Annotated in this window: 15 protein-coding genes; all 15 read left to right on the top strand. The window is 38.9% G+C overall.

What is annotated here, in order from left to right; all coding sequences use genetic code 11:
- Positions 1-218, top strand: a 218-nt coding sequence (locus FZC40_RS13030; RefSeq protein ID WP_187389068.1) for a FliM/FliN family flagellar motor switch protein, incomplete at its 5' end; no start/stop codon positions are given.
- Positions 219-250: 32 nt separating this feature from the next.
- A complete protein-coding gene (locus tag FZC40_RS13025; protein WP_148568221.1) occupies positions 251-613 on the top strand; it encodes a response regulator in 363 nt (120 codons plus the stop codon).
- A gap of 18 nt (positions 614-631) precedes the next feature.
- Positions 632-979, top strand: a complete 348-nt coding sequence (locus tag FZC40_RS13020; RefSeq protein ID WP_148605023.1) for a FliO/MopB family protein — start codon at positions 632-634, stop codon at positions 977-979.
- Position 980: 1 nt separating this feature from the next.
- A complete protein-coding gene (gene fliP, locus FZC40_RS13015) occupies positions 981-1,769 on the top strand; it encodes a flagellar type III secretion system pore protein FliP (protein WP_148605021.1) in 789 nt (262 codons plus the stop codon).
- Between the two features lie 15 nt (positions 1,770-1,784).
- The gene (fliQ, locus tag FZC40_RS13010; RefSeq protein ID WP_148568223.1) at positions 1,785-2,051 is read left to right on the top strand and encodes a flagellar biosynthesis protein FliQ; all 267 of its coding nucleotides are present in this window, start codon (positions 1,785-1,787) and stop codon (positions 2,049-2,051) included.
- A 25-nt stretch (positions 2,052-2,076) separates the two neighbouring features.
- Positions 2,077-2,844 (top strand): flagellar biosynthetic protein FliR, encoded by a 768-nt coding sequence (fliR, locus tag FZC40_RS13005; RefSeq protein WP_186843729.1) that lies wholly within the window; start codon positions 2,077-2,079, stop codon positions 2,842-2,844.
- Between the two features lie 24 nt (positions 2,845-2,868).
- Positions 2,869-3,927, top strand: coding sequence for a flagellar biosynthesis protein FlhB (gene flhB, locus FZC40_RS13000; protein WP_148605016.1), 1,059 nt, complete (start codon positions 2,869-2,871; stop codon positions 3,925-3,927).
- Positions 3,928-3,931: 4 nt separating this feature from the next.
- Complete coding sequence (flhA, locus tag FZC40_RS12995; protein ID WP_148605014.1) at positions 3,932-5,992, top strand: flagellar biosynthesis protein FlhA; 2,061 nt, start codon at positions 3,932-3,934, stop codon at positions 5,990-5,992.
- A 36-nt stretch (positions 5,993-6,028) separates the two neighbouring features.
- Entirely contained in the window at positions 6,029-6,784 is a 756-nt protein-coding gene (locus FZC40_RS12990) for a sigma-70 family RNA polymerase sigma factor (RefSeq protein WP_148605012.1), read from the top strand.
- Positions 6,785-6,809: 25 nt separating this feature from the next.
- Entirely contained in the window at positions 6,810-7,571 is a 762-nt protein-coding gene (locus FZC40_RS12985; RefSeq protein WP_148605009.1) for a flagellar hook-basal body protein, read from the top strand.
- Positions 7,572-7,611: 40 nt separating this feature from the next.
- Entirely contained in the window at positions 7,612-8,313 is a 702-nt protein-coding gene (locus FZC40_RS12980) for a flagellar hook-basal body protein (protein ID WP_148605007.1), read from the top strand.
- 60 nt (positions 8,314-8,373) lie between these two features.
- Positions 8,374-9,825: a DUF342 domain-containing protein gene (locus FZC40_RS12975; protein ID WP_148605005.1), complete on the top strand. Its 1,452-nt coding sequence runs from the start codon at positions 8,374-8,376 to the stop codon at positions 9,823-9,825.
- 39 nt (positions 9,826-9,864) lie between these two features.
- Positions 9,865-10,479, top strand: a complete 615-nt coding sequence (locus FZC40_RS12970) for a chemotaxis protein CheC (protein ID WP_148568231.1) — start codon at positions 9,865-9,867, stop codon at positions 10,477-10,479.
- A complete protein-coding gene (locus FZC40_RS12965) occupies positions 10,476-10,964 on the top strand; it encodes a chemotaxis protein CheD (protein WP_148605003.1) in 489 nt (162 codons plus the stop codon). The genes FZC40_RS12970 and FZC40_RS12965 overlap by 4 nt, the downstream gene beginning before the upstream one ends.
- 250 nt (positions 10,965-11,214) lie before the next feature.
- Positions 11,215-11,718: a chemotaxis protein CheW gene (locus FZC40_RS12960; protein WP_148568233.1), complete on the top strand. Its 504-nt coding sequence runs from the start codon at positions 11,215-11,217 to the stop codon at positions 11,716-11,718.
- The last annotated feature ends 5 nt before the right edge of the window (positions 11,719-11,723 follow it).

Genomic DNA, 11,723 nt, shown 5'->3' with positions numbered 1-11,723 from the left:
CTGTTGAATTGGGAAAAACAAGAAAGAAAATAAAAGATATCGCCGACCTAACCCTGGGAAATATTATTGAATTGGATCGACAGGCTGGGGATCAGGTTGATGTGATCGCTAATGGTCGTTTGATTGCCAAAGGAGACGTTGTTGTTGTAGACGATAATTACAGTGTGAAAATCACTGAAATAATAAAGGTAAAAGAAGAAATGAATCAAAAAAAATAACCAGGATATGAAATGGATAAAAGGAGAAAAAAATGGACAAAATATTAATAGTCGATGATGCCGCGTTTATGCGTATGATGATCAAAGATAGCCTTAAAAAAGGAGGCTACTCGAATTTTATTGAAGCTGAAAACGGGGAAGTGGCCCTTGCTGAGTACAAAGAGAATCATCCGGACTTGGTGCTGCTTGATATCACCATGCCGGTAATGGATGGCATCCAGGCCCTTCAGGCCATAAAAGCTTTGGAACCACAAGCAAAAATTATTATGTGTTCAGCTATGGGACAAGAAGGAATGGTGGTTGAAGCCATTAAAAGCGGAGCATTGGACTTTATTGTCAAACCATTTAAAGCAGATCGATTAATTCAAACAGTTAACAGTGCGCTTGGGAAATAAAAGAAAGAAGGTCCAAAGTTGAGCAGCAGCGATATCTTTTCTGTAGTTTTGGCACTTTTAGGAACTGTCGGCGTGATTGTTTTAACCTATTATGGCAGCCGGTGGTATGCCACCCGGTTTGCTAAAACACATGGATCTCTGACCGGTGCAAAGCATATAAAAGTGGTTGACAGACTGATCGTTGGTAAAACGGGATCGATTGTAATTATTGAAGTTCAGGGAATTCAGTATATGGTTGGCATCAGTGAACAAAACATTCAGATTTTGACACAGCTTGAAGAACCGATTACCATCCCACAAAAACAAGAAATATCAAAAGAAAGCTTTTTGAGCATGTTTAAAACATTTTCTCAAAAGGAAAAATAGCATGAATATAAGAAAAAAAACAATTTACAAAGGAAAAGCGCTTATCAAAAAAGCCCTAGTCATAATGCCGGTCATCACCTTTTTGTTTTTTCTTACCATGACAAAAGTGTATTGTGCAGATTTATCGATTGAAAGCCTTTTAGCTGGAGAAAGCTCGGATACGGTAAAAATTATTGTGTTAATGACGCTGATCGCCATTATTCCAACGCTTTTACTCATGATGACCTGTTTTGGACGAATTGTTATTGTCCTTTCGTTTCTAAGAAACGCCTTAGGTTTGCAGCAAACGCCACCGAATCAGGTTCTGGTTGGTTTGGCGTTGGCCATTACTTTCTTTGTAATGTCCCCGGTAATGATGAAAATTAATGAGGTGGCACTGCAGCCTTATAATGCCGGAACCATCAATACAACGCAGTTTATTGATCTTGCTTCATCCCCGATAAAAGAATGGATGTTAAAACAGACGACAACAGATTCTGTTGATTTGTTTAAAAATCTATCGGTACAGGCAGGTCAAACAGAGGTGGAAAACCTAACCGCACAGAATTTACCCTTGACCATTGTTGTTCCAGCGTTTGTAATTAGTGAGCTTAAAAGAGCCTTCATTATTGGTTTCTTAATTTATATCCCATTCTTACTTATCGACATGATCGTCGCTAGCGTGCTGATGTCCATGGGGATGATTATGCTGCCGCCGGTTATGATTTCATTACCCTTTAAACTGATGTTATTTGTGGTCGTGGATGGTTGGGGTCTGATTGTCAAAACGTTGATTATGACATATCACTAAGAAAGGAGAATCAGATTGGATACATCAGCTTTAATTGAGGTTTTTAGAGATGCCGTTATTACTGGATTAAAAGTAGCCGCCCCGATTCTTTTACTGACAATGGCAGTGGGGCTCATTATCGCAATCTTTCAGGCAGCAACCTCCATCAACGAACAAACCATGACCTTTGTTCCTAAATTAGCTATTGTGGCAATAGCACTTGTTTTGTGTGGCGGATGGATGCTTCAGCAAATGATGGATTTTACGATGCGAATTTTCGAGTTAATTGCCACACAGATTTAAAAGATAATAAAAATGGGTGATGCTAGTGACGTTTGATATGAATCAGTATTTGATATTTCTGTTAGCCAGTTGCCGGGCCGCTGGAGTAATCTTTTTTAATCCGATCTTTGGCAGAAGCAGTGTTCCTACTACACTAAAAATAGGTTTATCTTTGGTTATCGCCATGTTCTCGGTTTACAGTATTGGAAGTACTCAAGTCATCGACTATACCATCATTGAGTTCATGGGCGCAATGCTTCAAGGCTTCGTTATCGGCTTTGTTATCGGCTTGATCATGCAATCATTTCTCGCCATTTTCCAAATCAGCGGAGAATTGATCGATATGCAAATCGGTTTGAGCATGGCATCCATGTATGACCCCGCTTCAAAGGCCAATATTACAGCAACAGGAAACATGTTTGGGGCAATGTATGTTTTGCTTTTTTTTGTTTCTAACTGTCACCTGGCGCTGATAAATGTTGTTATTAAGTCCTATCAGGTTATCCCTGTGGGTTTTGGATATATCGACCAGCGCGTCGGAGTTTTTTTTGTAGAACTCATCGGTTATATTTTTCTCTATGCTTTACAGGTTGCTATACCGATCATCGTTACTGAGCTTATCGCAGAATTTGCAGTGGGAGTCATGATGCGATTAGTACCGAACATCAGTGTGTTTGTCATTAACCTGCAACTTAAAATAATCATTGGATTGATTGTAATTCTTACAATTATACCAACTCTGGCAGGCTTTATGACTAAAATAAACATGATTATGATGGAAAAAATCACTCAAATACTTTCATTTTTCATGTAATCAAACGAATTATCGGAGAATAAAATGGCTGGAGAAAAAACTGAAAAAGCGACCCCGAAAAAGGTAAAAGATGAGCGCAAAAAAGGAAATGCTTTCCAAAGCAAGGATGTCGTCTCAGTTGTCATCCTGTTTGTGGGATTTTTCCTAACCAGTCAATTGGTGCCGTTTATTTATTTGCAAGTTAAAAACTTTTTTTTCGCCCAGATGGATAAGATCGCTGATACTCAGACATTGACAGTGATATCCTGCAATCAAATGTTTCGGGAAGTAGCGAAAACTTTTTTTATATCAACACTGCCAATCATGTTGATTATCGCCTTTAGTATGATCATTATGGTGGGAGCACAAACGGGTTTTTTGGTTTCAGGGGAACTGCTAAAACCAAAATTTAATAAAATTAATCCTTTTACCGGGATAAAACGATTGTTTTCATTGAGGTCTCTGGTTGAATTGGCTAAATCCATCATGAAAGTAACCTTGATTTTAGTCGCAATTTACACCACGATAAAAAGTTTGATTCCTCTGGCACCAGATATGATGACCACGGAATTAGCTGAAAATGCAGCATTTTTGATGAATGAAACCATGTCGATGGTTAAAACAATCTGTATGATTTTTGTTGTTGTCGCGATTCTCGATTTTGCCTATCAAAAATATGATTATAATAAAAAGCTCAAAATGGAAAAACAGGAAATAAAAGATGAATATAAACAAACCGAAGGCGATCCCCATGTAAAAGGCCAAAGAAGAAATAAACAGCGGGAAATGAGTATGAATCGGATGATGTCAGCGGTGCCCGAAGCCGATGTTATTGTCAGAAACCCAACGCATTATGCAGTTGCCTTGAAATATGATATGGATAAGGATGTAGCGCCTATTATTATAGCAAAAGGAAAAGACCATATTGCCTTTCGAATTATCGAAATCGGAGAAAAAAACAGGGTTCCAATTCAAGAAAACCGACCTTTGGCAAGAGGCTTATATGAAATAGCAGAAATCAATGACTATGTACCGGCAGAGCTCTATAAAGCCGTAGCAGAACTAATGGCATGGGTATACAGCAATAAAAAGAAGGAAAAATAATCTCATGAAAATTATTGAAAATATTGTAGCTCTATTTGTAGTAATGGTAATCGCATTTATCATCATACCATTACCGCCATTCTTTCTTGATTTTATGTTTATTACTAATATTTCGTTATCTTTGATTATTTTGCTGACGACCATGTACATTAAAGGACCTTTGGAATTTTCAATATTCCCGTCCATGCTGCTGATCACGACGTTACTGAGACTGGCATTAAACATCTCTTCCACCCGTCTTATTTTATCAAACGGTGGTCAGGCAGGTCAGGTTATTGCCACCTTCGGGAGTTTTGTTCTCGGCGGAAATCCAATTGTTGGTTTTATCGTATTTATTATTATTATCATTGTTCAATTTATTGTTATCACCAAAGGTGCTGAACGAATTGCGGAAGTATCAGCACGATTTACATTAGATGCAATGCCGGGAAAACAGATGGCTATTGATGCCGATTTAAATTCTGGGTCCATAACGGATGCAGATGCTAAACAGCGAAGAAAAGATGTCCAGAGCGAAGCTGAATTTTATGGTGCAATGGATGGGGCAACCAAATTGGTTAAAGGCGATGCCGTTGCTTCGATTATTATTGCCGTTGTTAATCTTATCGCGGGAAGCATTATTGGGATGGTTCAAGGTGGCATGTCGATTACCGAAGTTCTGTCCGTTTATTCCATCGCAACGGTTGGAGATGGTCTGGTAAGTCAGGTGCCGGCACTGATGATTTCCGTGGCGACGGCAATGGTTGTTACCAGAGCCGCTTCAGAAAGCAACCTTAATGAGGATCTAAAAAGACAATTATTGTCCCAACCCAAGGTTTTAATTATTGCTGGATGTGCCATTGCCGCGCTGTCATTAATACCGGGAACACCGAAGTTTCAAATCCTGTTGTTGGCAGTCATCCTAGGTGGATTGGGTATTACTCTGATTAGAAAAGCGAATGTCAAGGTAGAGGTGGTGGAAGTCGATCAAATGACGCAACTGGCAGAACAGGAAACCAGTGAAGTTGATTTCTATCGCAATATTGATAATGTCTATAATATTATTGGGGTTGAACCGATTGAAATGGAATTTGGCTATTCGCTGCTGCCAATGGTAGCGGAGGAAAGCTCTGGTAATTTTATCGATCGCATTGTTATTTTTAGAAAACAGTTTGCCATGGATATGGGCGTTGTCATCCCAACCGTAAGGCTTCGAGACAACGGTCTCATTAACCCAAATCAATATATCATCAAGATAAAAGGGGAAGAAATTGCCAAAGGAGAAGTATTGGTAGGATACTTTCTGGCCCTGGATCCGGGGAACAACAGTGAACCGATTGACGGAATCGAAACCATTGAACCGGCTTATGGAATTAAGGGAAAATGGGTTACCGAAGATCAAAAAGAAATGGCAGAGGTGTTCGGCTATACCGTTATTGATGCCCTTTCAGTCATTATTACCCACATGACAGAAGTGATTAAACAACATATGCATGAGCTGTTAAGCCGGCAGGATATCAACACCTTACTGGAAAATATTTCAAAAACAAATCCCGCGATTGTCGACGATGTGATTCCAAACATCGTCTCCATTGCCGATTTTCAAAAAATATTGGTTAATCTTCTCCGTGAAGGCATTCCCATCAGAGATTTAGAGAGTATCTTAGAAACACTGGGTGATCATGGAACCACCATTAAAGACACCGATATGCTCACCGAATATGTGAGACAAAGGCTAAAGCGAACCATTACCAGAAAATACACCGACGGCAACAGCATCAAGGTCATTGCGTTGGATCAGGAAATTGAAAATATTATTCTAAATTCAGCCAAGAAAAACGAACATGGCACCTACCTGGCAATCGATCCTCAGGTTGTCCAATCGATTGTCGAAAAAGTGACAGAACAAATTGAAAAACTCAAGGAGATCGTTGATCATGCGATTATTCTCACATCACCGATTGTGCGGATCTATTTCAAACGGTTAATTGAACAATTCATGGCAGATTTAACCGTGCTGTCCTTTAACGAAATTGATACGACGATTCAAATTCAGGTGATTGGGATGATTAAGCTGGAAAAATAAGTTACTGGAATCCTTTAGAAATTAAGGAGTGTCTAAATGAATCAGGCAGAAGAGAATAATATAGATCAATGGCAATTGTATCAAGAAACCAAAAGTACAGAAGTCAGAAATGAGATTGTCCTGCAATATACTGGTCTGGTAAAAAAAAATGTGTTAAGATTTAGGGGCAGTTACAACAATTTTGGCCAGATGGATGATATGGTTAATCAGGGGATGATTGCGCTGATTGATGCGGTAGAAAAATTTAATCCGCAAATGGGAAATAAATTTGAAACATTTGCGACGTTGAAAATCAGAGGTGCGATTATTGACTTTATGCGCAAGCAGGATTGGGTTCCGCGAAGTCAGCGCAGTCTTTCAAAAGTTTTAGAAGAAACTTATGGCGTGTTATATGTAGAACTTGAACGAGAGCCGACGGATAAAGAAATTTCAGAAAAAATGGGCATATCAGAAGCAAATTTGCAAAAGATACTCCAGCAAAGGCATAATTCAATTGTCCTGTCTTATGAAGAAGCGATAAATGAAAAAATGATGGAAGTGTCCCCGCTGATTACCGAAGAAAGAGCGGATGATTCGCCGGAATCAAACATTTTATATAATGAACTTAAGTCAAAATTGGCGGAAGCCATCGATCAATTGAAAGAAAAAGAAAGATTGGTTGTATCGCTGTACTATTATGAAAATTTAAAATTAAAAGAAATTGCCGAAGTACTGGGGGTCACCGAATCCCGAGTATCGCAAATACATTCCCAGGCGATGATAAAAATGAAAAATAGATTAAAAAACTATTAATAATATGAGAAAAGAGGTAAAATAAATGGATAGAGGATCTTATTCAGCTGCCGCCGGTATGCTCTCAGGACAAAAAGCAATCAATGTCATGTCCAATAATGTGGCTAATATTGCAACAACCGGTTATAAAAGCCAATCGACAATTCAATCGAGTTTTGGTGACTATCTTATTTCAAGAATGAGTACCGACCCGGATATTGCAAAAACTGATATTGGGACAGGAACGTACATTACAGTTGACGCTGGTCAATTTACGGATTTTACCCAGGGAAGTTTTGAAGAAACCGGAAGAAGTGTGGATGCCGCCATTCAAGGCCAGGGGTTTTTTGTTGTTCAAAACGCGACCTATGGCCAGGTGCTGACGAGAAACGGACAATTTGAACTGGACCAGACGGGAAACCTGACGCTTCCGGGGGTTGGAAATGTTTTGAACAGCGCCGGACAGCCGATCAATTTAAAGGGCAGTGATTTCACCATCGGTTCGGATGGGACCATTACGCAAAACGGCGTAGCGAGCGGAAAATTATATATTGCCACCGTGACCAATGGAACGGACCTTACCCAGGTTGGCGAAGGCTATTTTCAGAGCCAGAATGGTTTTCAGGCAGCTCAAAATGGAACCTACAGTGTTGTCCAGGGGTCCATTGAAAAATCTAATGTTGATATGACAAAAGAGATGAGTGAGATTATCTCAAGACAAAATCATTTTACATCCTGTACCCAGATGCTGAAAATATTCGATTCAATCGCGGAGATCGCTGCGAATAAAGTGGGAAAACTTGGTTAATTACAAAATAATTATTTAGAAAAGAAGGGAAAATACCAATATGATCAGAGGCTTTTATGCAGCAAGTTCCGGTTTAATCAGCCAGCAAAATTACCTTAATAACATTGCCAATAATATCGCCAATGTTAACACAACTGCTTTCAAACCCCAAGTAACAGCGTTTTCATCCTTATTGTATGAAAATATCGATGGTGGGTCAGGCACGAACATCAGCACCGGACTCGGTGCTAAAGTTGAGAAAAACGGAATTAATTTCACCGAAAGTGGTCAAGAAAAAACGGATATGCCATTAGATTGTGCGATTGATGGGAACGGCTTTTTTGCTGTTCAAAACAAGAGTACAAATGCGGTTACTTATACCAGAGATGGGGCCTTTAGTGTCAGTGTTGAGGGTGATCAGAAATATCTTGTCAACGCAGAAGGAAATTATGTATTAGGGAAAGATAATAACCCCATTAATATGACGAATGGATTTGATGCTAATTCAATTGGACTTTTTAGCTTTTCCAATCCTTACGGTCTGCAGTTAATGGGAAGCAATCAATATTCAGCAACAAATGTATCCGGACAGGCGACTGTCGACAATCAAAGCACGATTAAAACCGGTTATTTAGAATCTTCCGGAACCGATCTGGCAGGAGAAATGACAAAAATGATTGAAGCTTCCAAAGCTTTTTCTTTCAACTCGAAAATACTTCAAGCAACAGATGATATGGAAAAAGTCGTTAATCAACTGAGATAAAATGGAATGAGATTAATTTGTGATTGAGTACACGTAAATGAAATCAATTGGGGATGGATTATGAATGAAGAGAAGGATTTAAAAGAAGATCATCAAAGTGCAATAAAAGTCATCGTTAGCGAGGATCAAATGGTGGCTTTTATCAAATTTTCAAAACAGGCAGAGGAATCACCTGCTTTTTCAAAAGAACAAATAATTGATCATCTTAAGCAAAATAAAGTTGAATTTGGGATTAATGAAGTGGCCTTAACCAAGTTAGCTCATCGCCCAATTTACAATATTAAGATAAAAGTAGCTGAAGGGAAAGCAGTCGTTGATGGAAAAGATGGCGGGGTTAAGTATTTTATAAAAAAAGATTCGGAATATCATCCTGAATATAACGAAGATGAAGAGCAGAAAATTGACTACAAAAATTTAAACTATTTTCAGATGGTGGCGAAAAATCAAATACTGTGTGAAATAACAAAAGAAAAAGAAGGTACCGACGGGATCAATGTCTATGGAGAAGTTATTTCGGCAAAGAATGGCAGAGGGCCAGCGGTTCCAACCGGAAAAAATACCGAATTGATCGAAGGCGATACTAAATTAATCGCAACCTGTGATGGAATTGTAAAGTTTATCGGTAATACCATTCATATTAACGAGATGCTGCATATCTCATCAAATGTCGATTTTTCAACAGGAAACATCTCCTTTTCAGGGGATGTGACCATTGATGGCGATGTCTGCAGTGGGTTTTCAGTAAAATCAGGGGGAAACCTGATTGTAAAAGGTGTGGTCGAAGAAGCTAAAATAGAAGTTGCGGGAAATGTGCTGATATCCAAAGGCATTTATGGGGGTCGCTCAGGTCAAATCAAAATCGGCAAAGATCTGCGCTGTAATTATATTGAAAAGGCTCATATCAGCGTTGGGGGAGATATAACGGTCGATTTCATTATTGACGGTCAAATAACCTGCATGGGAAATATTGAACTGGCCGGATCCCGGGAAATCATTATTGGCGGAGAAATACAATTAACCGGCGAGCTGACCGCAAAAGAAATTGGCAATGAAAGAGAACTGCCGACCATTATTCGGATTCTGGGAGAAAATACCGTCAACATGGATGTGATTGAGAATTTAAATAAGAAGATGGCAGAAAAAAAACTTCAAATGAAAGCCACCTTTGAGAAAAAAACGCAAGTAAAATCGTTGATATTGGATCAGGAAAGAAAAGATATTAGAAAAAACAGTCAGGACGACGATGCCCTAAAACAGTTGACGGTCATAAAAAAAGAAATTGATAAACAGATTAACGCGTTACAAAACAATATTAATGAAATAAAGGCGGAAATAGAAAAAGAAGAAAAACAGGGGCACATTGACTATTTCGGTTCGGTGTCGGTTAAAAGAAAACTCCACCGCGGCGTGAAAATTTGTTTTGGCGAGAGTATATTCCAACATGAATTGGATAATCTGGAGCACTGTAAAATTTACTGGAGTGACGATCAAATCATCAATGGGATGCTGTAGCTTTCATTGCATGATAATTAGGAGAAAAGAGGTGCGGATTTGTTTAATAATTATGAGGAACTGAGCGATATGCAAATTGACGTGTTACGAGAAATTGGCAATATCGGAGCCGGGAATGCGGCTACAGCCTTAGCAACTATTTTAGATGAAAAAGTGGATATGAATGTTCCGAGTGTCAGAATTACGGGGTTTGATGAAGCGGTACAGGCATTAGGCGGTGCGGAAACCATGACGGTGGCGGTTCTGGTGAATTTCAGCGGCGATGGCAACGGCATGATTATGTTTTTGCTGAACATAAAGGATGCCAAAAGTATTATGGATATTTTAGTGGGTGAAGACGACAGTGAAGATCTCAGTGAAATGAAGATATCCGGGATTAAAGAGATTGGAAATATCTTGAGTTCATCTTATGTTAACGCCATTTCAGCATTAACGGGGCTAAACATACAAGTGTCAGTTCCCTTTATTGCTATTGATATGGTTGGCGCATTAATGAGTGTCCCGATAATTGAATTTGGGGCAATTGGTGATAAATTAATGTTTATAGAAGAAAATTTTAAAGGTGAAACCAATGATTTAAAAAGCAATATGATTATGTTTGCCGAAATCAACACATTAAAAATTATTATGCAAAAACTAGGATTGGAAATATGAGTCAATTAATCGTTGTTGGAATATCGGATTATAAATTCACAAAAGGCCCGGAAGTCATTGTCACCTATGCATTGGGGTCTTGTGTTGGAGTTTGTTTATACGACAAAGTTACAAAAATTGGCGGGCTTTCACATATCATGCTGCCGGATAGTACCAATTTTTCCGCCCAAGATATTAATCGCAAAAAATTTGCCGATACGGCCCTCGTTGATTTGGTCCAAGAAATGAAAAACGCCGGGGTCAGAAATAATCGAGTCGTCGCAAAAATTGCCGGGGGCGCCCAAATGTTCGCCGTTCAGCCCGGCAGCAAGCTTGGCGCGATCGGGGAAAGAAATATTGACTGTGTGAAAAAAGCATTAAGTCAATTAAGAATTCCGATCCTTGCTGAAGATACCGGATTGAATTTTGGAAGAACCCAGTATTTTGATTTGGAAACAGGTATTATGAAAATACAATCGCTCAATAGAAGAATAGAGGAATTTTAATTAAATCATGCGCTATATTTTAACCGGTGAGCATTTTGTGTTCAGCGGTTTTTGTAAAATGATGACGGGATTAGAAATTTATTAAGCAATAAATGCTAAGATAATCAGAAAACATGTTATAATTCAAGTGAAAAGATCAAGAGTTGATTGAAAATGTCGATGTAAGTAACAAGAACAGTAATTTAATCGCCTTTATAAAGGGAAAACAGTGAAATGAAAAAATAAAATTCAATATAAAAGGAGAAATAAAATGGCGGAGAATAGTTTAGAAAAAGACTACCTGGAAGAAGATACCCAGCATGGCAGATATTTGACTTTTTCGTTAGAGGAGGAAGTATTCGGGATTGAGATTAAATACGTGACTGAAATCATTGGTATGCAATCAATCACCAAGGTGCCGGAGGTGCCGCCTCATATTAAAGGGATCATCAATTTACGAGGGAAAATCATCCCGGTTATTGATGTCCGCCTGCAGTTTGGAAAAGAACCAGTGGATTATAATGATCGAACCTGTATCATTGTCATCGATATTGATGCGGTCTCCGTTGGCTTAATTGTCGATAATGTTGAAGAAGTTCTGAATATTGATGACGAAGCGATTTCCCCACCGCCATCGAACAAGACCGGCTTTGAAAATCGCTTTATGAAAGGGATTGGAAAAGCCGGGGGAAAGGTGCAATTGCTGCTTGACTGTGAAAGACTGCTAAAAAGCGATGAAATGGAAATAGTAGAAGAGCTGTTTGAAGAAAAATAGAAAGA

This window comes from Acetobacterium tundrae, from assembly GCF_008086615.1.
GTDB lineage: Bacteria > Bacillota > Clostridia > Eubacteriales > Eubacteriaceae > Acetobacterium > Acetobacterium tundrae.
This window is presented reverse-complemented; position numbering and strand designations above follow the sequence as displayed.